Consider the following 26,320-nt stretch of genomic DNA (forward strand, 5'->3'; position numbering starts at 1 on the left):
GTCCCCATATAGTTTATATTCTGAGGTGTGGTTTCCTTGTTTTAGAAAGCAATTTTAAAGCAAGAGACAGAAACCCTTAAACTAGCGTGAGCTAAACGAAGAGAGAGCTTTATGAATCCTGAGCGTTCCGAACGCATTGAAATACCAGTATTGCCTCTGCGTGATGTAGTGGTATACCCACATATGGTGATCCCACTGTTTGTTGGACGTGAAAAATCCATTCACAGTCTGGAAGCAGCGATGGATCATGACAAGCAGGTAATGCTGGTTGCACAAAAAGAAGCCTCGACTGATGAGCCAGGGGTGAATGATTTATTTGCTGTCGGTACAGTTGCATCCGTTATCCAGATGCTAAAACTGCCTGATGGTACAGTTAAGGTCCTCGTTGAAGGGCTACGACGCGCACGTATTACCAGTTTGACAGATAATGGCGAATATTTCTTAGCGCAAGCAGAGTATTTGGCAACAGAGCAAAATAGTGAATCTGAACACGCACCGTATGATGAAACGGCAGCGGGTTCTCAATCATCAGATGCACTTGATGAAAAAGAAAACGAAGTATTGTATCGCACTATTGTTAGTCAGTTTGAAAGCTATATAAAACTGAATAAAAAGATTCCACCTGAAGTACTAACTGCGTTACATGCAATTGAACAAGATCAGCTAGATAAACTGGCAGATACCATTGCCTCTCATATGCCATTAAAATTAGCAGATAAACAACGCGTTTTAGAAATGGCAAATATTGCTGAACGCGTAGAGTTTTTGATGGCCATGATGGAGTCAGAAACTGAGTTGCTGCAAGTGGAAAAACGCATTCGTAACCGCGTTAAAAAACAGATGGAAAAAAGCCAGCGCGAGTATTATCTGAATGAGCAAATGAAAGCTATTCAGAAAGAGCTGGGTGAAATGGATGATGCGCCAGACGAATATGAATCGCTAAAACGTAAAATCGAAGAAGCGAAAATGCCAAAAGAGGCACAAGAAAAAGCCGAAGCAGAATTGCAGAAGCTGAAAATGATGTCTCCGATGTCAGCAGAAGCTACTGTTGTCCGTAGCTATATTGATTGGATGGTGCAGGTTCCATGGCATAAACGTAGCAAAGTCAAAAAAGACTTAGTTAAAGCACAAGAAGTGTTAGATACCGACCACTACGGTTTAGAGCGTGTGAAAGACCGTATTTTAGAGTATCTGGCAGTGCAAAGCCGCGTCAGTAAAATTAAAGGGCCAATCCTTTGCTTGGTTGGGCCTCCGGGTGTAGGTAAAACCTCTTTGGGGCAATCTATTGCTAAGGCTACGGGTCGCCAATATACACGTATGGCATTAGGTGGGGTGCGCGATGAAGCTGAAATCCGTGGTCACCGTCGTACTTATATTGGTTCAATGCCAGGTAAGCTGATCCAAAAGATGGCAAAAGTAGGCGTCAAAAACCCACTATTTTTACTGGATGAAATTGATAAAATGTCATCTGATATGCGTGGCGACCCAGCCTCTGCATTACTAGAGGTGCTTGATCCAGAACAAAATATTGCCTTTAACGACCACTACTTAGAAGTGGATTACGATTTGTCTGATGTGATGTTCGTTGCAACATCGAACTCAATGAACATCCCTGCACCATTGTTAGATCGTATGGAAGTGATTCGCCTTTCTGGTTATACAGAAGATGAAAAACTGAATATTGCGAAAAGACATTTGCTGTCTAAGCAGATTGAACGTAATGCGTTGAAAAAGAATGAGTTAACTATCGATGATAGTGCTTTAATGAGCATCATTCGTTATTACACTCGTGAGGCTGGAGTTCGTGGTTTAGAGCGCGAAATCTCTAAATTATGCCGTAAAGCAGTTAAAGCGCTACTTATGGACAAAAAGCTCAAGCACATTGAAATCAATGCGGACAACCTGAAAGATTATCTGGGAGTTCGTCGTTTTGATTACGGCCAAGCAGACACAGAAAACCGTGTTGGGCAAGTTACAGGCCTTGCTTGGACTGAAGTTGGTGGTGACTTACTCACTATTGAAACTGCTTGTGTGCCCGGTAAAGGCAAACTAACCTATACCGGTTCTTTAGGTGAAGTGATGCAAGAGTCTATTCAAACCGCATTAACGGTTGTTAGAGCTCGAGCGGAAAAACTGGGTATTAATAGCGATTTTTATGAAAAACGCGATATCCATGTGCACGTACCTGAAGGGGCAACGCCAAAAGATGGTCCAAGTGCAGGTATTGCGATGTCTACAGCATTAGTTTCTTGCCTAACGGGTAATCCGGTGAGAGCAGATGTTGCTATGACGGGTGAAATTACATTAAGAGGGTTAGTTTTCCCAATTGGTGGCTTAAAAGAGAAATTATTGGCGGCACACCGTGGAGGGATTAAAACAGTATTAATTCCTAAAGAAAACGAACGTGATTTAGAAGAAATTCCTCAAAATGTGATCGCAGATCTTGAAATTCACCCTGTGAAAACGATTGAAGAAGTCTTATCTTTGGCTTTAGTTAATCCTCCTTTTGGAGCTGAAGTAGTTAAAAAGAAAGCTAAAAGAGTGAGCTGAATCAAGAAGTTTGTATAAAATTAAGGCTGACAGCTAATTTAGGGCTTGTCAGCCTTTTTTTTCATCGCTAATTTAACGATGATTCTGATAATTGTTTGTATGCAATCTGTTCTCTTGCCATTGGTAATCAGGATTGATATAACGGCTGCATCATTAATTAACTATACTAATAACTGCTATAGTTAATTAAGAGATTTATAGTCCAACTAATATGGGGATGATAAGAGTGAATAAAGCTCAACTGATTGATCAAATCGCTTCTGATGCGAATATTTCTAAAGCTGCAGCAGGTCGTGTTGTTGACGCGTTCGTTGCTACCGTAACGGGTTCTTTGAGTAAAGGGGACGATGTTGCTCTAGTTGGCTTTGGGACTTTCTCTGTTCGTGAGCGTGCAGCACGTACAGGCCGTAACCCTCAAACGGGTAAAGAAATTAAAATAGCTGCGGCGAAAGTTCCTGCTTTCCGTCCAGGTAAGGGTCTTAAAGACGCTGTAAATAGCTAATTAGGTATTTAAGTTTGTCTTTCTCGTATTTTTGCGAAAACTCAAACTGACGGAATGTCTTTAATCAGCTAATATATAAGCGCACCATTGAAATGGTGCGCTTTTTTTTCTTTCTGAGTTAAGATTAGCGTATTATCAGGAAATTGAATTCAACAAAGCGGAGTTAAGCCTTTTTATGATGGAAAATTTACGCACAAAGGCGAATAGTCCTTTGCTCAAAATAATACTGGCGCTGATTATCCTTTCATTCGTGTTGGGTGGCGTTATGATGGGTGGCCTTGGTGGCAACAGTGCAAATAATGCCGCTGAAGTTAACGGGCAGTCAATAAGCCGAGAGCAGCTACAGCAGGCTTTTCAACAAGAGCGCCAATCATTACAAGAGTATCTGGGGGATAAATTTTCAGAAGTCGCTAGTAATGAAGAAAGCATGAATTTACTGCGCCGCCAAGCTCTTGATAACTTGATTAACAATGAATTGATTAATCAGTATGCTAATGAACTACAACTCTCAGCAAGCGATCAGCAAATTGAGCAATATATTTTCTCAATGCCTGTTTTCCAAACAGATGGCCGGTTTGATAGCGAAAAATATCGTGAGATCTTAAGCCGTAACAACATTAATGCAGATAGCCTTGCGGCTCAAATTCGCCAAGATCTTACACGTGCTCAGCTAGCCAAAACTTTTACTGGAACGGATTTCGCTTTACCATCTGAAGTTAAAGCGTATGCTGAATTATTTATGCAAGAGCGTGAAATTCGCACTGCAATTTTAGATTTAGCAGAGGTTCAAGCAAAACAAACAGCCTCTGAAGAAGAATTAAAGTCCTATTATGATGCTAACCAAAATAGCTTTATTTCACCTGAGAAGGTGCAAGTAAGCTATGTTGAAATGGATGCAGCATCGATGGCACCAGCGACAGTGTCTGATGAAGAAGTAAAAACCTATTATGAGCAAAACCTGAAAAATTATACTCAAGCAGAGCAAAAGCAGTACAGTATGATTCAGGTTGCTTCTGAAAAAGAAGCGAATGATATTCTGGATGAATTAAAACAAGGTGCAGACTTTGCAACGTTAGCCGCTGAAAAATCAACGGATAAATTCAGTGCAGGGCAAAAAGGCCTGATTGGTTGGATGGAAGCTGCATCAACGCCAAGCGAAATTGTGGATGCTAAATTAACAGAAAAAGGGCAACTTTCGGCACCTGTTAAATCACAAAATAGCTATGTTATTTTTCGTTTAGATGATATTAAGCCAGAATCGATTAAACCGTTTGAGCAAGTTGAAGAAAGTATTAAAACTAGCTTGCTTCAAGATAAAAACATTAAGCAATTCTATGACTTACAGCAAAAAGTCAGTGAAGCGGCCACGAGTGATATGGAATCATTAGTATCAGTTGAATCTGTATCTGGTTTGAAGGCTGTGACAACGGATTGGTTTGATAGAACAAACCCACCTGCTGCACTTAATTTCCCTAAAGTGGTCAGTGAAGTATTTAGCGATCGTTTAGTGGATAAAAACGGTTCTAAAGGAATCAACTCAGACGTTATTAACGTGGAAGGTGACCGTGCATTTGTTGTGCGTGTTACAGAGTACAAACCTGAAAGTGTTGAACCTTTTGAACAGGTTAAGTCAGAAATTGAAACACTGGTTAAACGCCAAAAAGCCGAAGCAGAGTTGAAAGCTACGGGCGATAAATTACTTACTGAGTTAAAAGCGGGTAAAGGGGCTGAAGCTCTAAGTGCCACGGGTGTTAAATTCTCTGATGCTCAAACCGTTTCTCGTTTAATGCCACAAACAGCGGTTATCAATGCGACAATGGAAATGCCACAACCTGTTGATGGTAAACCAAGCTACGCACTTGCGCGTGATGAGTCTGATAACTATGTGGTTATTCAGCTAGATAAAGTAACATTAGGTCAGCCAACGGATGACGAGTTAAAACAACTAACTCGTGAATACCAAGGCGCTATGAGTTCTGCGGTTAACGAAGCTTTGATGCTTAACTTGCGTGAAAATGCAAAAATTGAAGTGCTGAATATTGAATAATTGCGAGCAGCTTCGCAAGTAAAATTGTAACGTTATGAATAGAAGGCCACCTTTGGGTGGCCTTTCGTATTTTTAATTTTATTAAAAAGTGTTCCATATTTTTCTATGGCATCGTTGTGTCTCAACATACACAGGAGAACAAATATGTTATGGAATTCAGTCAATAAATGCAGATTAGGTATTGTTCTGCTCCTTTCTTTATTATGCTCATTTTCTTCTTTTTCTTTGGCTAAGAAAATTGAGCCAGAAAAAGCCACTACGGCTGTCACTCAAGAAAAACAAGTAAGTAATAACTCACCATCAACTAACCATGAGCAGTCTGACAAGGTAAATATTAACTTAGCAGGTGAAGAGGAACTTGCCGAAAAACTTAATGGCATAGGTAGGCAAAAAGCTAAAGCTATCGTTGAATATAGGCAAAAATATGGGGCTTTTAATTCCATTGAGAATATTTTAGAAGTTCAGGGGATAGGTCCTGCATTTTTAGAAAAGAATAAAGATAAGTTAACTTTGTAACTAAAATCCCCCATACAAAGTATGGGGGAATATATTTAAGGTTAATAATTAAGCAGAAAACTAAGCATCTTGTAAATAATTTGGGAGCTAAGTCTTATTCTTGATAATCATTCAGCACATTTTCCGTACATTTGTTATTTTTATGTTATTAAAAAATAAACTGGTCGGAGTAGTTATGACAACACACATTAAAGTTCATGGTTATCATATAGATGTTTTTCAGCACGTTAATAATGCACGTTACTTAGAATTCTATGAAGCAGACCGCTGGGAATGGATGAATAAACGCAATTTTATTAGGTGGGCTATAGAAAACAATTTAACAATAGCTGCGGTGAATATTAATGTAAATTATATACAAGGTGTCTTACTCGGTGATGAGCTGACTGTGGTGACCCGTATGGACAAAATAGGCAGTAAAAGCGCAGTATGTTATCAACAAATTATTCGCACTAAAGCAGGAATTCAAGAGGTTGTTTCAGATGCTTATGTGACATTTGTTTTTATCAATAATATCGAGAATAAAGCAATTATTATCGATGAACAGCTGCGTGAGAAGTTAGAGTCATTCAAGGTGGGTTCTGAAGATTTTATTCAAAACTAGCCTACCATTAGCTTGAATATTACGAATAAGCTAATGATAGGCTGTGTGTTTGACTAATTCATTATGGCTTTTGCTTTAATGAGAGCATGATGGCTTCTTTATCATTTAAATATTCATTTAAGCCTTTGCTCCTTAAATGGCAGGCAGCACATTCACCGCAACCATCACCTTGAATACCATTATAACAAGTCAGTGTTTGCTGCCTGATGGTTTCAAGGTGGCCATAACTGTCGGCAAGAGCCCATGTTTGGGCTTTATTTAACCACATTAATGGGGTTTCAAAGCGAATATTTTTGGCAAGACCGAGGTCTACAGCATGATTGAGGGCTTTGACAAATTCATCTCGGCAATCTGGGTAACCTGAAAAATCAGTTTCACAAACACCGGTTATCACCGCTTCTGCCTGTACTTGGTAAGCATAAATTGCTGCTAATGTGAGGAATAAAATGTTGCGCCCTGGAACAAAAGTGCTGGGTAAAGTACTGGACTCGCTTTCTGAAAAATCAGGAACTGGGATGTTATCTCGAGTTAAGCTGCTGATTGCTAATTCATTGAGTAATGTGACATCTAACACTTTATGTGCTGTAGCACCTAAAGATACGCTCAATTTCTGTGCGACTTCGATTTCAAAACGGTGGCGCTGGCCGTAATCGAAAGTAACACAATGAACTTCATCATAGTTTTGCAAAGCTTGAATAAGACAGGTTGTTGAGTCTTGGCCTCCGCTAAAAACCACAACTGCGCGTTTCATAGGTACTCCTTGGTGATATATCATTATCAAAATGTGATGGAAAGAGAGTAAAGCATGTTAGCGATACTGGGATGTAATTCATAGTTCTATTTTTATCAAATTAGTTTGATTGAAGGACTATTTATATGCTGATTTGGTTATCTGTATAAAAATATTCTATAATCATGGTATTTGGTAACATTTTTATTGTTTTTTAATTATTCAATTTTGCATAATATAGTTATACAGCTAATAAAATAACGATAAAAGCACTTACACCCAAGCCAAGAGAGTAATTATGTTAGATAAAATAGACAAAAAACTGCTTTGTTTATTGCAAAATGACAGCAGCTTATCCTTAAATACCCTTGCGGAAGCTGTTAATTTAACCTCTACTCCGTGCTGGAAAAGATTAAAAAGGCTTGAAGATGAAGGTTATATTCGAGGGCGAGTCACTTTACTCGATGGTGAGAAGTTAGGTTTAGGTTTAACGGTGATTGTGACAATTAAAACACAGCATCATAATAGTGAGTGGTATGAGCAATTTGTTTCTTTTGTTAGTCAACTTCCTGAAGTTCTGATGTTTTATCGTATGGCTGGGGAGTATGATTATCTTATGCAAGTGGAAGTTCATGATATGAAATCATATGACTTGTTTTATAAAAAGTTAGTTAATGGTGTTCATGGTTTAATCGATGTAACTTCAAGCTTTGCAATGGAAAAAATCAAGTATACGACAGTATTGCCTATTCCTGATTAACCCTGTAATAACTTAGATAATTACGGGCTCTCATTCTTAGGCATCAATAAATCAATATATTCAAGGCAGTATTACGTGCGATTATTTTCACAACTAAGTTGGTATTTTTTGAGTGAATGGCGGCGCTATCTCGGCGCTGTTTGCTTTTTAATTATCATTGCTATCTTACAATTAGTTCCCCCACGCATTGTTGGTGTTGTTGTTGATGGAATTAGTAAAGGGGCAATGTCGACAAAGCAATTGATCACTTATGTTTTAGTCATGCTGTTGATTGCATTGGTTGTGTATGGTTTGCGCTATGTCTGGCGTTTATGGTTATTTGGTGCTTCTTATAAGTTAGCCGTACAACTACGACAAAAATTTTATCGGCAACTAAGTCTGCAAAACCAAGCATTTTACCTTAGGTACCGAACGGGAGATTTAATTGCACGTACAACGAATGATGTTGACAGAGTTGTGTTTGCTGCAGGAGAGGGCGTTTTAACATTAGTTGACTCATTAGTGATGGGGTGTGCGGTGCTCATTATGATGAGCGTTGAAATTAGTTGGCAGCTTACTTTACTTGCACTTATTCCAATGCCAATTATGGCATTAGTCATTAAACGTTATGGGGATCAGCTTCATCAGCGTTTCAAGCATGCCCAAGGGGCATTTTCGTCTTTAAATAATCATGCACAAGAAAGTTTAACAAGTATTCGCATGATTAAAGCTTTTGGCCTCGAAGATCATCAATCAAATCAATTTGAACAGGTAGCTACCGAGGCAGGGCGTCGCAATATGCATGTTGCTAAAGTTGATGCTCGTTTTGACCCCACTATTTTTATGGCGATTGGTATGGCCAACTTACTCGCTATTGCAGGGGGAAGCTGGATGGTATTAAACGACACACTGACGCTAGGCGAATTAACGAGCTTTGTGATGTATCTAGGGTTAATGATTTGGCCGATGTTAGCGCTCGCATGGATGTTTAATATCGTTGAACGGGGTAGTGCAGCTTATAGCCGTATTCTTAGTTTACTCAATGAACCGTTAGTCATTCAGGATGGTTCGCATTCATTACAGCCTGAAAAGGGAAATTTGAATGTAAATATCATCAAATTTAGTTATCCAGAAACCTCGAGAACAGCATTACATGATATTAAGTTTGACCTAAAACCTGGGCAATTTTTAGGGATATGTGGGCCAACAGGATCTGGAAAATCAACATTGTTGACGTTATTACAACGTCAATTTGATATTACGGAAGGGGTTATTTTCTATCAAGGTTTACCGTTACCCGAAATTCGTTTAGATGAATGGCGTGCTCGGTTATCTATCGTAAATCAGTCTCCATTTTTGTTTTCAGATACCGTCGCAGGCAATATCGCGCTTGGGCGACCTGATGCCACTCAAGAAGAAATTGAACAGGCTGCACGCATTGCTTGTGTACATGATGATATTTTACGTTTACCTGAAGGCTATTCCACTCAGGTTGGTGAGCGAGGCGTCATGTTATCAGGCGGGCAGAAACAACGAATTTCTATTGCGAGGGCTATCTTGCAGAATGCGGAAATCTTGGTGCTAGATGACGCACTTTCTGCCGTTGATGGGCAGACTGAGTTTACAATTTTACAAAATTTAAGCCATTGGCGACAAGATAGAACCATGATCATCAGCGCCCATCGTCTATCTGCATTGGTAGAGGCGGACAATATTTTAGTGCTATCTCAAGGTACTATTGTTAGCAGAGGTAGACATGACGCGCTTATTGAGCAATCGGGTTGGTATAAAGATATGTATCAATATCAACAGATTGAAGCAGCTTTGGATGGTGATCTATGAGCCAAAAGAAACCGCTGTGGCCAGCACTTAAGCGTTTACTTGCTTATGGAAAAGCGTACCGAGGAACCATGGCTATTGCCATTGCAATGCTATGGCTAGCTGCTATTGCAGAAGTTAGTGGGCCTCTGCTAATCAGTTATTTTATTGATAACATGATAGCGAAAAAACAAATCATCATGCCACTGGCTTTATATATGGCTGTTGGGTTTATATTGCTCCAAGTTATTGCTGCACTATTACATTACTATCAAATTATTTTATTTAATAAAGCTTCTGTGGGGGTAGTGCAAACATTACGAACAGATGTGATGAATGCTGCTCTAAGGCAGCCTCTAAGTGCATTTGATAAGCAGCCAGTTGGTCAGTTAATTTCACGAGTTACAAATGATACTGAGGTTATTAAAGATCTATTTGTGATGGTTGTACCAACCGTGTTTCGTAGCTTAGCACTGATCTGCGCTATGCTGGTTGCCATGTTTTCATTGGAATGGCGTATGGCATCAATTGCAGTGATGATTTTTCCTGCTGTATTTGTGGTAATGCTTGTTTATCAGCGTCTAAGCACACCGATTGTACGTCGTGTGAGATCTTATCTTGCTGATATTAATAACGGTTTTAATGAAGTTATTAATGGAATGACAGTTATTCAGCAATTTATCCAGCAAGCTAGATTTGGCGAAAAAATGCAAAGTCTTAGCCAAGACCATTATTTTGCAAGAATGAAAGCATTAAAGCTTGATGGCTTATTATTAAGGCCATTGTTGAGCTTACTTTCTGCCTCAGTATTATGTGGTTTACTATTGCTATTTGGATTCGAAGGAACGACCACCATTGGTGTTGGTGTTTTATATGCTTTTATTAATTATTTAGGCCGCTTGAATGAACCGCTCATTGAATTAACTTCTCAGCAGTCAATGTTGCAGCAAGCCGTTGTTTCTGGTGAGCGTGTTTTTGAATTAATGGATAGCCCGCAACAAGGCTATGGCGCAAGTATTGAGCCGTTACAAGGTGGTTCAATCTCAATTAACCATTTATCCTTTGCCTATCGTGATAACAACATTGTGCTTAAAGACATTAATTTACAAGTGCCTGATCATAATTTTATTGCGTTGGTCGGCCATACAGGAAGTGGTAAAAGTACCATTGCAAATTTAATTATGGGATATTACCCATGGCAAGAAGGGGATATTTTATTAGATGGGCGTCATTTAAGTTCACTATCTCATCAAGTATTACGTAATGGTATTGCAATGGTGCAACAAGACCCTGTTGTTCTCGCCGCTTCTTTTTTTGATAACGTCGCATTAGGACGTGAAATTAGCCAAGATAAAGTCTGGGAAGTTCTTGAAACTGTTCAGCTTGCTGAGTTGGTTCGTGCGTTACCTGATGGGTTAGATACCGTGCTCGGAGAACAAGGAAATACGTTATCTGTTGGGCAAAGACAATTACTAGCGATGGCTCGAGTTCTTGTGGTGACACCTAAAATTTTAATTTTGGATGAAGCAACCGCGAACATTGACTCAGGAACAGAGCAAGCGATACAAAAAGCATTACGTATGATCCGCCAACATACTACTCTAGTTGTGATAGCTCACCGTTTATCGACGATCGTCGATGCTGATCAAGTCGTTGTGTTACATCGTGGTGCAATTGTTGAGCAAGGTAAGCATTCACAGCTTTTGCAACAAAAAGGACGCTATTATCAAATGTACCAGTTGCAACAAGTTGGGGAATCACTGAATGCCCATAGTGATGCTGAAGTTGAGGCTATACCTAGTTAATTGTTCTGCACTCTTATAATGCATCCTCTAAAGCCACTCATCCGAGTGGTTTTTTATTTTGCCCTTTCTTATTGAATTATATGAATAAATATATTTTGGCACACGGTTTGCTATAACGTCAGTGCTGTTCAAAGCATTGAGCAGTTTATTCACCTGACTTATAGGAGTGAACATGAAATATATCATCGCGATCATTAAGCCATTTAAATTAGATGAAGTCCGAGAAGCGTTATCAGATATTGGAGTTCAAGGGCTTACCATTACTGAAGTTAGAGGGTTTGGGAGGCAAAAAGGGCATGCCGAGTTGTACAGAGGTGCTGAATATACTGTCGACTTTTTACCTAAAGTACGTATGGAAATAGCCGTTTCTGATGAGTTAGTGGAGCAGGTAATTGAAACAATTGAAAAAAAAGCTTATACGGGCCAAGTTGGGGATGGAAAAATATTTATTTTGTCATTAGAACAAGCGGTACGTATTCGTACAGGTGAAAAACAAGACGAAGCACTGTAGGAGAACAACTATGCGCAAAGGGTTCCAATACTTATTCTTATTAATGGGTGGTTTTCCAATAACCGTGTTTGCTGCAGAGGAAGCTCTGGATAAAGCGGATAATGCATTCATGATGATAGCGACTGCTTTAGTTATCTTTATGATACTGCCAGGTATCGCATTATTTTATGGTGGGCTACTAAGAAGCAAAAATGTCCTTTCTTTGATGGCTCAAACTGCAGTTATTTTTGCTTTGGTGTCTGTTATTTGGATTGTTTATGGATACAGTTTAGCTTTTAGTGAGGGAAATGATTTTATCGGTGGTTTTAGCCAGATCATGTTGAAAGATATTACTGTAGAAAGCTTATCTGGACCGATCCCTCAATTTATTCACGTCGTGTTTCAAGGTGCATTTGCATGCTTAACGGTTGCATTAGTGATTGGTGCATTAGGAGAGCGAATTAAATTTTCTGCAATTCTAATTTTTACCCTTATTTGGACTACATTTGCTTATTTGCCAATGGCACATATGGTGTGGGGAGGTGGTATTTTATCGCAAGATGGCGCATTAGATTTTGCTGGAGGTACGGTTGTTCATATCAATGCGGCTGTTGCAGGCTTAGTTGGTGCTTACTTACTGGGGCATCGTACCGGGTTAGGGAAAGAAGCCATTAAACCTCATAACCTACCTATGGTATTTATGGGAACTTCCATATTATTCATTGGCTGGTTTGGTTTCAATGCAGGTTCGGCTGGAAGTGCAAATAGTATTGCTGCACTCGCGTTTGTGAACACTATCGCAGCTGCGGCAGGCGCTATCTTATCGTGGACTTTAGCGGAATGGCTTTTCAGGGAGAAACCTTCATTATTAGGGGCTTGCTCTGGGTGTTTGGCTGGGTTAGTCGGTGTTACGCCTGCTGCGGGTACTGTGGGTGTTGGCGGGGCATTAATCATCGGACTACTTTCTGGATTGGCAGGTTTATGGGGGGTAGTGATTTTAAAACGTCGGTTAAAAGTTGATGATGTTTGCGATGTTTTTGGCGTTCACGGAGTCTGTGGCATTTTAGGGTGTTTACTCACGGGGGTATTTACCTCAACGGTATTAGGCGGAAGTGGCTATGCGGAAGGTATTACGATGATGAAACAAGTAGGAATTCAAGCCGTTAGCATCCTAGTTTGTGTTGTTTGGACTGCAATTGTTGCTTATATCGCATTTAAAATTGCAGAGAAAACGTCAGGCTTACGAATTAATGTTGAAAAAGAAAGGGAAGGCTTAGATATTACTTCTCATGGTGAAAGTGCCTACAATTAACCTTCATGTAAAGATAATTACAGGATAATACTGTGTTTTATGTAAATTGATAATGGCAGCTTATTGCTGGCTGCCATTACCTTTTTAAACTGACTAATATATTTTTCTAAGTAAGTAATCACTTACTTTAAATAGCGGTTATTTACGAGGTTGCCGTTGACGAATTACGCCTTCTTGGACTGCAGTTGCAACAAGATCACCTTGTAAATTATAGATTTGTCCTTTCACAAAACCCCTCCCACCTGATGCCGAAGGGCTTTCTACAGCGTACAGTAACCAGTCATCAATTTTAAATGGGCGATGGAACCACATTGAATGGTCAATAGTTGCAACCTGTAAGTCGCGTTCCATAAATCCTCTACCATGCGGCTGTAATGCGGCAGGAAGGAAATTGTAATCAGAGGCATAACCTAATAAATAGTGGTGTAGTGAAGGTATATCAGGCAGTTGCCCTTTCGCTTTGAACCAAATATAACGAAATGGTTCTTGAGGTGCGGCATCGAATGGGCTGTAAAATTCAACGGGACGAAATTCAAAAGGAGTTGGCCGAAGAGCATACTTTTTAACTGCTTCTGGTAATTTATCAGCCAAACTTTGAACAATATCATCTTGAGAAATTAATTTTGTAGGTGGTGGTACATCTGGCATTAAGTTCTGATGGCTATAACCTTCTTCTTGAGATTGAAATGATGCGGTCATAAAGAAGATAGGTTTACCATTTTGAATGGCACTTACTCGGCGTGCGCTAAAGCTTCCGCCATCGCGTAAAATTTCCACGTCATAAACAATGGGACGTGAGCTATCGCCTGGGCGTAAAAAATAACTATGAAAAGAATTAATCGCTCTTTCTTCAGGTATGGTTTGCTTCGCTGCATACATGGCTTGTCCAACAACTTGTCCACCAAAAACTTGAGGTAAACCAAGGTCTTCGCTTTGTCCACGAAAAATACCTTCTTCAATTTTTTCGAGTTCAATTAGGCTAATTAAATTCTGTAATTCTGGGCTCATAGTCATCTTAGTTCAGTTATACGTAAATGAGATATTGGTATTTTCCCATTATTTACCCTGAATAGGTAGATTAATTACTAGCGAATAAATTGGGGTTACGTATTGTTACATTTGGAAATATAAATGTATTATTCTACCAATATTAGTTATACTTTTTATTATTCCCTCATCAGAAAATGACTTGTCTATTCCGATTATTTTAAAATGTTTTAGTAAACATTGTGTTATAGGTAATAACTATGAAGTTTTTTCGCTATATTGTTAGCTTATTAGTGATTTTAACGTTGGTTAGCTGTGAAGGGAATAGCACCAAGCCCAGCGAAAAAGCACTTAATGCTCAAAATAGTAATAATAACCAGACAGTCGATTCAGGAAAAATCGAGGGCCGTGTGGTGATTTTACAGGATACTGTTTTACCTGAAGACGCAGTTGTTACAATTACGTTGGCAGATACAACGGTTGCGGACTTACCTGCACTGATATTATCTCAAAAATATTACAATTCAGTGAATAATCGTCCAACCATTCCTTTTGAACTAACTTACCAAAAAAATGAAGTTAGGCAGGAAGGCTCGCTAGTTGTTAATGCAACCGTGAACGCGAATGGAAAACTTTTATACATTAGTGATAGCGTTGTAGAGGTTATCAATAATGGCGTCACAAAAAATGTTGAATTGTTGATGGTACCTGCGAACTAGCCAATAAGCGACTTTTTAGTTGAGTCGCTATTTTTATATGAGTTTGTGTAATAAAACGTCACTTGGTCAGGGGTTTCTTGCTATTTTAATGACTATCAAGCATAATGCCCCTGCTTTGAAAGAAGCAATCAATGGGGGCTCTGTTGGTTCTCCCGCAACGCTAACTTGTTAACTTGGTCAGGTCCGGAAGGAAGCAGCCATAGCAGGGGTCGTGTGTGCCGGGATGCCGCTGGCAGGGCTCCCACCCAACTCAGCATCTTTTGCCTTTCCTCTCATCTATATATTCTAATTTATTATAAATATGTTATTTAATTATATTTTATAATTGTTAATTAAACTCTAAATCTCAAATAAATTCTGAAGTTAAAAAAGAAAGGTTAAGAATACAACATTCATTGTTGATTATTGTAATAAGAAAAGTTGATATGCTAAAATTAAAAGCAATAAATTTCCATTAGCATAATTATAATGCCAATAATAAAACGATAATTGCATTGCGTCCAGCCGATAAGGGGATTTACCGGCTACAACCATTCACTATCTGTGCGTGTTAATAAGATATTACCTAACAAATTTCCAAACAGAAGCTGGAATTTTATCATAAAGCTTATTCATTGTGAGCTCAGCTAAGCGGTGATCTGCAGCTGAATAGAATAGCTCTAGCTCATCATCAGATAATTCATACTTATTTTTTTCAATGACACGCTCAAGAGTTTCAATTGTTGTGCATTTTCTTAAACGCATCAGATAATCAGATTTGGTCATAATACCCTTTCTTTTGTGCAAAATTACTTATTTATATACGGTTTTGTAGTTGAGCTAAAGATAAATAATATCTTTAGGTTTTGCTGGTTAGACACTTTAGGTCATCATCCAACACAGTGACAAGACTCTGATTCATTGCTTCCCAGTCTATAATTTCACTGAGCGTGATGACTGGGCTGCCGAATAAATCGTAGGTCTCATCGAGATACTCTTCGATAAGTGATATAACAAGATTTTCTTTTGGATATTTGATTTTAAACCGCCATACAAATGCAGCGATATGTTCAATAAGTTCATTCAAGGCTGCGCTTTGCGGGGAGCTTAAATCATTAATCCAGTGTGTATTTGTTTTTTGTAAGCTTAAAATAGCGTCTCTATTGAGGCTATTACATAAGTATTTTAGTTCTGCTATATCGTGTCTTTTGGGTGAGTATTCATCCATAATCACCTCCGCAGGCGAATCTGACTTTTGCTGTGTGTATTTTTTATCAATAATGTCATGTTAACTAATTAAAGCACCTATGTTCAATATAAAAGGTTGCATGTTAATATATTGAAAAATATAAGATTATTGCTAGTTCGTTAAACTTTCGAAGATTATTAATATAATACATAAGCGATATTCGAATACGGACTGGCAGCTCGGACTAAACTAGCCGCGATATAATAATAGCATTATTATCACATATGTCACCAGCAATAAACTACTTTTTCTAGTTTATTAGCAAGTTGTTGGGGGCTGGGTCGCGTATGTTCTGCTTAAACTCAATTTTATGAAGTATTTAAATTATAGTTTAACCATCAGTTATTCTAGTACAGTGAATATGAAGTGTTTATACAAAAGATGTTATAAAAATTATTTTCCTATTTAATTCATTCAAATAATTTATTTTTACTAATAAGAGAATTAAAAATAAAAAAGCTTTTGCCTGAAATAGACAAAAGCTTTGTTGATGAGAATAACTTAAAGATAGAGGTTTAAGGTTACCCCTGGTTTCAGGTCTGCCATTTTAACACCTGAATTCCAAGTCATTAAATCATTGAGCTTTATGCCATGACGTTTCGCAATGCTATAATAGGAGTCGCCTTTTCTTACTTTATAGGTTTTTGCCTTACGGTTACTTGCAGTAGGCGCTGAGCTCGTAACTTTTAATACTTGTCCTGGTTTGATAACACTCGCAGTTTTTAACCCATTTAGCTTTTGAATATTTTTGGCGGTAGTATTGAATTTTTTTGCAATACTCGCGACAGATTCGCCTTTGCGTACTTTATATGTAGCTATTTTAGCTCGATTTTGACGCGCGCTAGAAATTGCAGTGGGTTGTGCTGTTTTTATCTGTTGGTTTTGTTGTGCGGCTAAACGAATAGTGTTTAAAACATCTTCGTCTGAGAGTGATGTTTTGAATTGTTCAGCTTTTGCTGTAGGTAACATAATATAATGAGGGCCACTTGGCGATGTTATGCCGCGTGTATAACCAGAATTATACGTTTTTACCGATTCAACAGTTAACCCAGCCAACTCAGCGGCTTGAGATAACGTGATTTGTTGACCAACATCGATTTGAGTGAGTGCTCGATTTTTATTACTTGTTGGCAAATTAACTTGGTACTTTTCAGGATTTTTCAATACTTGGCTAAGTGCTAAGATTTTTGGTACGTATTGTTTAGTTTCTTTTGGTAATGAGAGTGACCAAAAATCAGTAGGTAGCCCGGCAGCTTCGTTTTTCTTGATAGCATTTTGAACACAGCCTTCTCCACAGTTATAGGCAGCAAGGGTGAGCTCCCAATCGTGGCCAAACATAACATTTAAGTTTTCGAGAAGATCAAAAGCTGCTTTAGTTGAAGAAACCACATCCCTGCGCTCATCAACCCATTGTGTTTGTTTTAGTCCATATGAGCGTGCAGTGATAGGAACGATTTGCCATAGACCCGCAGCTTGTGCAGGAGAAGTTGCTTTAGGATTAAATGAGCTTTCAATAATAGGAATTAAAGCTAATTCCATAGGTAAATTGCGCTCATTAATTTCGTCTACGATGAGGTACATGTATGGCTCAGCTCTTAATGCCACATCGTAGACAAAACGTTGTTTATTTAAATAACTATTTGCGAGTTCCCTAATTTGAGGTTTATCAGGGATATCCATTTTTAGTTCATCACTAATATAGCCCCATAGGTCATAGTCGACTTTAGGTAATTGTCGGCTGGCTGCTTGGTTGTGTGATGCAACAGTTTCAATAGTATGATTAGTTGGAGTTTTGTTCTGCTTAATTTTTTTCGGGGCAGTTTGGCATCCGGCCAACAGAACAATGGCGATAAGCGTCGCGATTATCTTCATTCTTTTCTATTGTTCTTCATTTTGATGTTTAAAAGTCGAACAATAATACTTATCCCACCCCGATATGACAATCATTAAACTTTAATATTGGTCTTTTAATTGACGCAACAGGGTAAAAACTGCTCTTAAAGGTGGATTTTGTACATTAATATCGAGTTTTTTCTGTAATTGGTGGTTATCGCATTGCAGAAAAATATTTATTTTTTTCTCTGTTTTCAATGTAGTAGGTACTGTTGGTTGATTTTTGTCACGTATTTGCGTTATTTTTTGTAAATATTGTGTAATCGCTTCATTTTCAGGCCATACATGGTGTGCAAATTTTAGATTAGATAAAGTATATTCATGGGCACAGCAAATTAAGGTTTCATCAGGAAGCTCAGCAATTTTTTGGATAGATTCGAACATTTGTTCCGGTGTTCCTTCAAATATCCGCCCGCAACCGGCAGAGAACAGCGTGTCGCCACAGAATAAATAAGGTGCTTGGTAAAAGCCGATGTGCTCAGAAGTATGGCCTGATAATGCAATAACTTGTAGGTTGAACTCGTTAATTATGACCTTATCACCGTTTTCGACTATTTCTGTCGCCCCTTTAGATTGGGTTTCTTTTGGGCCAAAAACAGGAAGAGTTGTAAATTTGCTTAAAATCCCTTTTACACCACCTGTATGGTCATTATGGTGGTGAGTTAATAGGATGGCGACAGGCGTCAACTGTTTAGCTGTAATTATTTCAAGCACAGGCTCTGCCTCTGCGGGGTCAACGATGATACACTGTTGGTGGCCATCGACTAAAACCCAAATGTAGTTATCGTTTAAAGCTGGTACTCGAATTAACTCCATAATGACCTCGATACTTGTTAATAGTTAATAGGGGAATTTCATGAAGCCTGCGCGTATTGATAAAAAAATTCAAATGCCAGTTAGTTGGTCTGACATTCCTTTTGGAGAACAATATCGTCAAGCCATAGAAAATCAACTTAGCCCTTGGTGGCCGAAGATATTTGGCTTTCATTTGCTTAAGTTAGGCCATTTAAGTACTGAAATCCATACCGAAGGCTGCTTAATCTCCCACCAATTTAATGTTGGTACTGGTGATCCTCGTTTTAATCTTATTGCAAAGCCCGAGGCATTACCATTAACCCAAAAATCGATAGATGCCTGTCTAATGACTCACTGTTTGGCATATAGCCATGATCCTCATTGGCTTTTACGGGAGGTTGACCGGGTGTTAATCGACGATGGCTGGCTAATCATCTCAGGTTTTAACCCTTTCAGTCTTGTCGGAATGGCGAAACTCGTACCTGTTTTACGTAAACGGCAGCCTTATTGTAGCCGTTTTTTCCCCTCTGTTAGGGTATTTGATTGGTTAAGCTTATTAAACTATGAAGTTTTGTATCATCGTAATTGCCAAATATTTCCTTGGTTGAGTGCACAAAGACGAGTGAATAAAAACTGTGGGGGAATTGGGGCTTTAAGCGTGATTGTGGCGCGGAAACGGACTTATCCACTGACTCCGACACCACTAAAATTCAAGCAACCGAAGGTTAAGATTGGAACAGCACTCGGTGCGGCGAAGGAGATCAGTAAATCAATGAAGATAGACGACCCTTCTTAGTTTTGTGCAGGCTGGTAACCTGTATCTTCTTTAGTCGGCGCTGACGCGGCAGCTCGAGCCAGTTCATCACATTTCTCATTTTCAGGGTGGCCTGCGTGGCCTTTAACCCAACGCCAATCAATTGTATGTCGTTGGATGGCGTCATCAAGGCGCTTCCATAAATCAACATTGACGACAGGGGATTTATCCGCTTTTCGCCATTGTTTTCGTTTCCAGCCATGGATCCATTGTGTGATTCCTTGTCGTACGTATTGGCTATCAGTGGTTAAAATAATATCACAAGGCCTTGTTAGTGATTCCAATGCAACGATGGCTGCAAGTAGTTCCATGCGGTTATTCGTGGTTAAAAAATATCCATCACTCAATGTTTTTTCATGTTGTTGGTAGCGTAGAACAACGCCATATCCACCCGGGCCAGGATTGCCCAAACAGGAACCATCCGTGAAAATTTCTACCTGCTTTGTCATTTCTGTTACACTCTATATTATTCGTTCCTTTCTAGTTTGACACAAAAAAACATTATGAGCACGGTGATAACCAGACAAATTGTCCTTGATACTGAAACAACCGGTATGAATAAACTCGGTGTTCATTATGAAGGGCACAACATAATTGAGATTGGTGCGGTTGAAGTGATTAACCGCCGACTCACAGGGCGTAATTTTCATGTGTACATTAAACCTGACCGTTTAGTGGATCCTGAGGCATTTGAAGTGCATGGGATAAGTGATGAATTTTTACAAGATAAACCTGTTTTTGCTGACATTGCGGATGAGTTCCTTGAATTTATTCGTGGTGCAGAACTTGTTATTCATAATGCCCCCTTTGATATCGGTTTTATGGACTATGAATTCCGTAAACTCAATAAAGGTATTCCGCCTACGCAAGAATTTTGTACTATCACTGATAGCTTAGTATTGGCTCGCAAACTTTTTCCTGGTAAACGGAATAACTTGGATGCGTTATGTGACCGTTATTTAATTGATAACTCTAAGCGTACACTGCACGGGGCTTTACTCGATGCTGAGATTCTGTCAGATGTCTATTTGGCAATGACGGGCGGGCAAACTTCATTATCATTTTCGATGGATTCAGAATCAGCTAATAATGAGCAAGAGTATGAAATTCAAAGGATTGAACGTCCTCAGAGCGGTCTTAGAGTGATTTTTGCTTCTGATGAAGAAATAATTGCTCATGAAGCTCGGTTGGATATTGTTGATAAGAAAGGCGGCAAACCTTGTCTTTGGCGCCAACCTTCTGATGAAGCTGAAAATTTACACTAATAATTGATTTCATTATTTATACTTGCTTAGGAAAATGGATAGAAAAGCCTCTCAAGGCTAAAAACTGTTCAACTGTGCGATTTAACAAGAAAAAGTGTTGACGGGGTCCTCAAGTATTCGTAATATGCATGGCGTTCCCAGCAGGGAACATCAGGAGCGGTAGTTCAGTTGGTTAGAATACCTGCCTGTCACGCAGGGGGTCGCGGGTTCGAGTCCCGTCCGTTCCGCCAAATTATAACGCCACGCTAATTTATTAGCGTGGCGTTTTCTTTTTGAATGACTGTATTCAACTGCACTGAGAGTTCCTTTCTATAGATATCATTTGCTGCTTCTAATAACTTCTTCGAGTTAAGTTTTGATATAATGAGATTTGTAAATAGTAAACTTGCGAGAATAATTCGCATTTTTTTCAATCATATTAACTACTTTAAAATTTTTCATGTTGTTATTGATATGTGATTTTGAGCACTTATCTTAAAATTAATTTCTTATTTAAAATAATTAATTTAAATTTTGTATTGCTTGTATTAATAGTAATTCGCATGAACTCTAACTAAGATAACAGATCTAAAGTAATCTAACCAATCTTTTCCTAATACTTTAAGATATGTATGAAGGCTATCAATAGAAATAGCAGATTGGCCATTCTCATATCTTGATATTTGTTGTTGGCTCAAATTTAATAGATTTCCTACCTCTGTACCCGTTAATGATCTTTCAATACGTGCAGATTTTAAGTATTTTGCGGTGGCCATAACAATATCTAGGTCGTTATTTATATTCAATTCTTTAGTATTGATATGTTTCATTTTATATTCTCTCTATTATAAATTTATTATCTAAAAGTTAGCTATTAATGATAGCACTATTTTAAATTTTTTGGCTTTCTCAATGAAGGGTAGATTATATTTTTTAGTTACTAATGTGAAATTGTTTTAATGAATCAAAAATAGTTTATTTAATAGGTCCTGACTATCAATATAGATATTAATAATGACTATAAGCTATTAAACTAAAGTATAGGTTTTTATAATTCAATAAAAACAATGCGTTATGTTAACTTGAAGGGGGGCTTAAAAGTAGAAATATAATAAATAATAAATGAAAAAAATGCATTTATAGTCATATAAAAGTAATTATTTATATTTTTACATAAAATTACAGAAAGTATTTATAGATTAAGTTGAAATGGTGACTTATTAAGGGTTGAGTTAGTACTTATCGATAGGTAGCATACAAATTTAATTCTAGATAAAAGTATAATCAAACCTAATTAGTTGGAGATAAATAGAAATGATAATAAGAAGCAAAGATACAATACTTGCTATTATCTAAACTTTATAAGTGGAACGCTATATATTAAATTGTATTTAATTTGGCTTGTCTGCTACAGACAAAATAAGGGCCAAACGAACTTGAAAAAAGGTACCAATCAGGAGTTATCTCATCAATTTCTACATATGCAATTGAATTTAGGTTGAATGCTTTAAAATATTTTTCGAATATATCATCAGGGACATTATCATTTGTAGATTTTCTGTCATAACTTATGGTTAATTTTAAATCTTTTATATACTGTCTTGATGATTGATTGAAATGAACAACTCGATTGACAGTATATGTCTTATCAGTTGTAATTGTTCCTAATAATTTAATATACCCACTGTTATCATTGTTTTTTACTAATTTCATATTTAGTGCATATGATGATTTATTATTAGCCAATATGAAATTAGAGGAAACAGTTGCTTCGCAATATTGCGCTTTATTTTTTTCTAAATTCAAGTTAAACAACAAGAAAACGATGATTAATGAAAATGTTAGTATCAATGAGTATAGTGTTTTATTAGTCATTTTTTTCCTGCCAGTTTATTCTTGTTGAAATGCAATCTTTGTTTTTTTTGCATTTTACTAATAAGCTATGTTTGTTTTTTCCTAAGTTTTGTATGTTGTTGTAATAATAAAAGATATCAGAATCTTCACAGGTTAAGTTAAAATCAATTGCTTGTTTGCCTATTGTATCACTTATGTTTTTTTCATAGTTATCTTTGAATCCATAAACAGGGCAATCACCAATTGTGCTAATTTTGTATGATTGTATTGATGTATATGGGTATTTTACTGCGTAAATTTGATTTACAAGGTAAATAATCACCAAAAGTAAAAAAACACTAATTATCAATAATATTTTTTTAATAATATGATTTTTATTACTAAGTAATAGTGATTTGGCAGATTTTTTGCTTGAAATGGGAGGGTTAGCTAGGCTTTGCTCTATTTTGTTATTGAACTTAGCAATCGATTCTTCAATTTGAATTTCAGAAGAGATAACAAGGCCTTTTTTTGATATGCTTAGAATTGCATTTTCAACTAAAAGCTGTTGATGTAATACTTTTCTTAATGTACTAATGTATTGGTTAAGCGTGTTTATCGAAACTTTTAAGTCATATTTATTTAGTATTTTTTTTAGTATCTCTTCACGAGTGATAGTCGTTTTGTTATTTTGAATTAGTATTATAAAAATATAATTCAATACGGGGGTTAATTTCATTACACTGAGTTCTGTATCCACCCTAAATATTTCACCTAAGTCAGAGTTATATTTTATTATGTTATTCAGTATATATATCATACATGACTCTTATTTAGTTATTAAAATATGTGCTTAGTTTGGTTACTTTTAGCTAACATGATAGTCATTGATTTTAAAGTAATTATATCAGTGTAATATACTACTCTTTTTTTGAGAAGAAAATATGAAAATAAATTTTTGTTTATAATGATTGGTTATATATGTAATGATGAAAAATTTCAGTGTATCGTATTAATGAAACTGACATTTTTTGTTTTGATGTTTTATATTTGGGCAAAAAACAGTATTAATCACTATTTCAAGTCATAGATGCTTAAATTAATTTATTTTTAAATTGTCTGAAGCAATTTTATATAACTGAGTTTTATGAATTTGTAATGCTTTTAGGTAATTATAGATACAGAGTATCTATCGAATTATGATTAGATAATTAAATTTTTTTAAACAATAGCATAGTCAAATTTGTCATTTTATTTTATAACAAATTGATATTATTGGTTTTTTATTCACAGTTGCCAATTGGGTAATATTTATCAAAGATTACAATATATTTACGGCTCTTCTTTTTAAGACGCTCATCTTTAGATTCTTGGCCAGGTAATAAGTAAAATACATAAGGCTCGGAATCATCATTAGCATCACAGTTTTCATGTAAGAGCACTCTAAAATAGGTATTTCCCGTATTTTTTAGAATACGAGTACTGGGATTAAGCTCATATTTGAAATCTGGTTTTTTGGGTCTTACAACGAAATAGGTTTCTAGGCTAACCGTTGGGTAAAATAAAGGTCGCTTTTTTTGTTCATCATCATTACGCATATCAAGAGGCGTTTCGCTAATGATGATTTTATAATAGCGCTCAGTCTCATCGGTTTCTCCTCGATAAAAAATCTTAAAAAACTCTTGTTCTCCAGGTAATAAAATTTTCTTCAATGGAGTAAAAATAATCTCGCCATTATGGAGAGATGTTCCATGTTCTTGGTTACCTGGTTTATCAATTTTGTAAGCACTAAAATTATATAAATTAGTTTTATTTGTGTCATTGATGTATGGCTTAGAAAAAAACTCTTGTCCTGACTCCATCGAAGAAATATCTGCATTGATATATAAAGCAACAGCACTATTGCAAAGCATTGATAGCACAATCAAGAATAGGATTTTAAGTAAATAAAATGGTTTCATATTAAAAATCCAAGCCAAAGTTTAAGTATATATGAGGTTCAATAAAAGGGCCATTTGAGCTTTTACAAGTAGCCCTATAAGTCGTCATTAGATATTATTGAATATCGGGTCCAGTCCAAATTGCTTTGACAGTTATTGTGCCACTTGCAGAAACGGTTCCTAACCAATCAATGCCATCTAATGTAAAAAATGATTCAGAGTCATTCATTGGGAATGATAAATCTAAGTTAGTCCGATAAAAAGATCCTAAATCCTCATTAGGCCTATCCCATGGTGTTTCAGACCATAATGCATTTTTTAATGAAACTTCATTGCTATCACAACTTGCTCGGTGTGATTCTCTAGCGCCATTTTCATTTTTAAATGAAAGATAAGCGGAAAAAGGGACATTAAGTTTATTATCACTCGAGGTAAATAAACAGTATGATTGTCCTTTTAATGTTGTGTTTGGTCCTTCAACTTTTGCCGTAATAGAATCCGCTTGTCTTGGCCCGCTAGTTGTGACGATATAATTAAATTCTATTGGTGGTTCATCATTGCCGACTTTGCCCGTTTTCGATTGGTTTGGGTTAAAATCTGCAGGAATAATGCTGATTCCATAATCCCTCGGTTTAATTATTAAGAAATTTGAAGGCGTAAATTCATAAAATCCCGATTGAGGAAGTGGTGATTGAAAACCAAAAGTATACACGCTATCAGCGAGTGTGACGGTTGAATTAGGTGAAGCATCAACAATTGACTTTAAATACTCATTTGAGAGGAAAACCTCAATATTTTGTGAGCCATTATTAAAGATCTCTGACATGTTGGTTGTTGAGGACCAATTCGTCCAGCGTGTGCTGTTACTCCCTTTATACTGAATAAGTGCAGCCCGGGGGTCCCTAGCTAAGCCTAATTTTGCGCTATCAATATACATACGAACTGTAAATGTACCGCCGATAGATTGCCCTTGGGTTTCTAATTCAACTAACTTACAAATAATTCCAGATGTATTTCCAACAATTCCTGTTGAGCAAAAGTTAGAACCAAGTCCAATAGTTGGATTGCCATTGCTATCCACAAAAACTTCTTGTAAGGCTCCCGTTCCTTTTAGAATAATATTGCCTTTTTTATTGGTTGGAATGTAATGTTGTTGTGTTGTTGTTCTTCCGCCACTCGTCATACAGGTTGCGTTACTTAAATCATAATCATCGCGGCTTGTACAGGTTCTTAAATCAAAAGTATATTCTGTTCCTGGTGGTATTTCGGCTAACCAGCGATAAAAAGATTCAGAAAATATCGGTCTTGAATATCCAGACTCACCCGGTGTTCCTGTTTGTTGGATTTTATACGCACCATTATCTCGTAACTGCTGAGCTGACCAATAAGACGTCGCCGGGCAATTTCGGTTATTTGTCATACAACGATTCCCGATAAAAGGTTGGCTTACGGGAGAATTTTCTAACCAAATATCACCTGTATTATAAGTTGAGCTAAAAGGTGTTCCTGTATATCCCATATAACCTAAGCTGTATTGCCTATTGCGCTGGTATTTTGTGAATACATTTGAGCCCGAGAAGCGTGGGTCAACTCTATTAGCAACAATAAAGAATTCGTTATCAACTTGGTTTTCGACAATGACATACTCTTGTAATGGTGCTGTTGCAGAAAACGAATTCGGTATTAGAGCCGAAAATGAAATAAAAAGTGCTGTTATCGATAATAATCGCATATTAAATTAGCCTTTAAAGTGA

25 protein-coding genes, 1 tRNA gene and 1 other RNA gene are annotated in these 26,320 nt (G+C 37.3%); 15 read left to right on the top strand and 12 right to left on the bottom strand.

Annotated features, from left to right (window positions below; genetic code table 11):
• Positions 1-111 precede the first annotated feature (111 nt).
• From lon to ACU696_RS05780, 5 genes are all read left to right on the top strand, one after another.
• A complete protein-coding gene (lon, locus tag ACU696_RS05760) occupies positions 112-2,550 on the top strand; it encodes an endopeptidase La (protein WP_004914515.1) in 2,439 nt (812 codons plus the stop codon).
• Between the two features lie 226 nt (positions 2,551-2,776).
• Positions 2,777-3,052 (top strand): nucleoid-associated protein HU-beta, encoded by a 276-nt coding sequence (gene hupB, locus ACU696_RS05765; protein WP_004914513.1) that lies wholly within the window; start codon positions 2,777-2,779, stop codon positions 3,050-3,052.
• Between the two features lie 175 nt (positions 3,053-3,227).
• Positions 3,228-5,099 carry a peptidylprolyl isomerase gene (gene ppiD, locus ACU696_RS05770; RefSeq protein ID WP_117162851.1) on the top strand — a complete coding sequence of 624 codons (1,872 nt, stop codon included), beginning with the start codon at positions 3,228-3,230 and terminating at the stop codon, positions 5,097-5,099.
• Between the two features lie 144 nt (positions 5,100-5,243).
• Positions 5,244-5,615 carry a ComEA family DNA-binding protein gene (locus ACU696_RS05775; RefSeq protein ID WP_109911895.1) on the top strand — a complete coding sequence of 124 codons (372 nt, stop codon included), beginning with the start codon at positions 5,244-5,246 and terminating at the stop codon, positions 5,613-5,615.
• Between the two features lie 175 nt (positions 5,616-5,790).
• Positions 5,791-6,219 (top strand): acyl-CoA thioesterase, encoded by a 429-nt coding sequence (locus ACU696_RS05780; protein WP_109911896.1) that lies wholly within the window; start codon positions 5,791-5,793, stop codon positions 6,217-6,219.
• Between the two features lie 61 nt (positions 6,220-6,280).
• Here ACU696_RS05780 and queC read toward each other — a convergent pair whose 3' ends face one another.
• Entirely contained in the window at positions 6,281-6,970 is a 690-nt protein-coding gene (queC, locus tag ACU696_RS05785) for a 7-cyano-7-deazaguanine synthase QueC (RefSeq protein ID WP_196719805.1), read from the bottom strand.
• 277 nt (positions 6,971-7,247) lie between these two features.
• On the opposite strand from queC, the gene ACU696_RS05790 reads away from it, so the two are divergent.
• The 5 genes from ACU696_RS05790 to amtB all read left to right on the top strand — a co-directional run bounded on the left by ACU696_RS05790 (position 7,248) and on the right by amtB (position 13,113).
• On the top strand, positions 7,248-7,709 hold the full coding sequence (locus ACU696_RS05790; protein WP_004905429.1) for an Lrp/AsnC family transcriptional regulator: 462 nt from the start codon (positions 7,248-7,250) through the stop codon (positions 7,707-7,709).
• 75 nt (positions 7,710-7,784) lie between these two features.
• Positions 7,785-9,530, top strand: coding sequence for a SmdA family multidrug ABC transporter permease/ATP-binding protein (locus tag ACU696_RS05795; RefSeq protein ID WP_209102241.1), 1,746 nt, complete (start codon positions 7,785-7,787; stop codon positions 9,528-9,530).
• Entirely contained in the window at positions 9,527-11,311 is a 1,785-nt protein-coding gene (locus ACU696_RS05800) for a SmdB family multidrug efflux ABC transporter permease/ATP-binding protein (protein ID WP_109911899.1), read from the top strand. The genes ACU696_RS05795 and ACU696_RS05800 overlap by 4 nt, the downstream gene beginning before the upstream one ends.
• A gap of 172 nt (positions 11,312-11,483) precedes the next feature.
• Positions 11,484-11,822, top strand: a complete 339-nt coding sequence (gene glnK / locus ACU696_RS05805; RefSeq protein WP_004905421.1) for a P-II family nitrogen regulator — start codon at positions 11,484-11,486, stop codon at positions 11,820-11,822.
• A gap of 10 nt (positions 11,823-11,832) precedes the next feature.
• Positions 11,833-13,113, top strand: coding sequence for an ammonium transporter AmtB (gene amtB / locus ACU696_RS05810; protein WP_109911900.1), 1,281 nt, complete (start codon positions 11,833-11,835; stop codon positions 13,111-13,113).
• Positions 13,114-13,251: 138 nt separating this feature from the next.
• Here the strand turns inward: amtB and tesB are convergent, their stop codons facing one another.
• A complete protein-coding gene (tesB, locus tag ACU696_RS05815) occupies positions 13,252-14,121 on the bottom strand; it encodes an acyl-CoA thioesterase II (RefSeq protein WP_109911901.1) in 870 nt (289 codons plus the stop codon).
• Between the two features lie 239 nt (positions 14,122-14,360).
• Between tesB and ACU696_RS05820 the strand changes: the two genes are divergently transcribed.
• Positions 14,361-14,819, top strand: coding sequence for a YbaY family lipoprotein (locus ACU696_RS05820; protein WP_004914482.1), 459 nt, complete (start codon positions 14,361-14,363; stop codon positions 14,817-14,819).
• Positions 14,820-14,960: 141 nt separating this feature from the next.
• Positions 14,961-15,057: signal recognition particle sRNA small type (gene ffs, locus ACU696_RS05825), an RNA gene on the top strand.
• 323 nt (positions 15,058-15,380) lie between these two features.
• Here ffs and ACU696_RS05830 read toward each other — a convergent pair.
• The 4 genes from ACU696_RS05830 to gloB form a co-directional block, all read right to left on the bottom strand.
• Positions 15,381-15,584: an HHA domain-containing protein gene (locus tag ACU696_RS05830; protein WP_004905417.1), complete on the bottom strand. Its 204-nt coding sequence runs from the start codon at positions 15,582-15,584 to the stop codon at positions 15,381-15,383.
• A 73-nt stretch (positions 15,585-15,657) separates the two neighbouring features.
• Positions 15,658-16,026: an Hha toxicity modulator TomB gene (tomB, locus tag ACU696_RS05835; RefSeq protein WP_004914480.1), complete on the bottom strand. Its 369-nt coding sequence runs from the start codon at positions 16,024-16,026 to the stop codon at positions 15,658-15,660.
• 522 nt (positions 16,027-16,548) lie between these two features.
• On the bottom strand, positions 16,549-17,919 hold the full coding sequence (gene mltD / locus ACU696_RS05840; RefSeq protein WP_117162849.1) for a murein transglycosylase D: 1,371 nt from the start codon (positions 17,917-17,919) through the stop codon (positions 16,549-16,551).
• Between the two features lie 81 nt (positions 17,920-18,000).
• Positions 18,001-18,756, bottom strand: a complete 756-nt coding sequence (gloB, locus tag ACU696_RS05845) for a hydroxyacylglutathione hydrolase (protein WP_117162848.1) — start codon at positions 18,754-18,756, stop codon at positions 18,001-18,003.
• A gap of 40 nt (positions 18,757-18,796) precedes the next feature.
• Between gloB and ACU696_RS05850 the strand changes: the two genes are divergently transcribed.
• A complete protein-coding gene (locus tag ACU696_RS05850; RefSeq protein ID WP_004914475.1) occupies positions 18,797-19,531 on the top strand; it encodes a class I SAM-dependent methyltransferase in 735 nt (244 codons plus the stop codon).
• Here ACU696_RS05850 and rnhA read toward each other — a convergent pair.
• On the bottom strand, positions 19,528-19,998 hold the full coding sequence (gene rnhA / locus ACU696_RS05855) for a ribonuclease HI (protein ID WP_004914473.1): 471 nt from the start codon (positions 19,996-19,998) through the stop codon (positions 19,528-19,530). The two genes, ACU696_RS05850 and rnhA, sit on opposite strands and share 4 nt — an antisense overlap.
• 54 nt (positions 19,999-20,052) lie before the next feature.
• On the opposite strand from rnhA, the gene dnaQ reads away from it, so the two are divergent.
• Positions 20,053-20,814 carry a DNA polymerase III subunit epsilon gene (gene dnaQ / locus ACU696_RS05860; RefSeq protein WP_004914471.1) on the top strand — a complete coding sequence of 254 codons (762 nt, stop codon included), beginning with the start codon at positions 20,053-20,055 and terminating at the stop codon, positions 20,812-20,814.
• Positions 20,815-20,967: 153 nt separating this feature from the next.
• Positions 20,968-21,044, top strand: a tRNA-Asp gene (locus ACU696_RS05865).
• Positions 21,045-21,341: 297 nt separating this feature from the next.
• On the opposite strand, the gene ACU696_RS05870 is transcribed toward ACU696_RS05865, so the two are convergent.
• The 5 genes from ACU696_RS05870 to ACU696_RS05890 all read right to left on the bottom strand — a co-directional run bounded on the left by ACU696_RS05870 (position 21,342) and on the right by ACU696_RS05890 (position 26,298).
• The gene (locus tag ACU696_RS05870) at positions 21,342-21,623 is read right to left on the bottom strand and encodes a helix-turn-helix domain-containing protein (protein WP_004914468.1); all 282 of its coding nucleotides are present in this window, start codon (positions 21,621-21,623) and stop codon (positions 21,342-21,344) included.
• A gap of 550 nt (positions 21,624-22,173) precedes the next feature.
• Complete coding sequence (locus ACU696_RS05875; RefSeq protein ID WP_164528448.1) at positions 22,174-22,668, bottom strand: FidL-like protein; 495 nt, start codon at positions 22,666-22,668, stop codon at positions 22,174-22,176.
• The gene (locus tag ACU696_RS05880; RefSeq protein ID WP_209102237.1) at positions 22,661-23,386 is read right to left on the bottom strand and encodes a winged helix-turn-helix domain-containing protein; all 726 of its coding nucleotides are present in this window, start codon (positions 23,384-23,386) and stop codon (positions 22,661-22,663) included. Before ACU696_RS05880 ends, ACU696_RS05875 begins: the two co-directional genes overlap by 8 nt.
• A gap of 523 nt (positions 23,387-23,909) precedes the next feature.
• Positions 23,910-24,587, bottom strand: coding sequence for a hypothetical protein (locus ACU696_RS05885; RefSeq protein WP_004914458.1), 678 nt, complete (start codon positions 24,585-24,587; stop codon positions 23,910-23,912).
• A gap of 94 nt (positions 24,588-24,681) precedes the next feature.
• A complete protein-coding gene (locus tag ACU696_RS05890) occupies positions 24,682-26,298 on the bottom strand; it encodes a hypothetical protein (protein ID WP_004914456.1) in 1,617 nt (538 codons plus the stop codon).
• Positions 26,299-26,320 lie beyond the last annotated feature (22 nt).

It is taken from the genome of Providencia sp. PROV_01 (assembly GCF_053098325.1).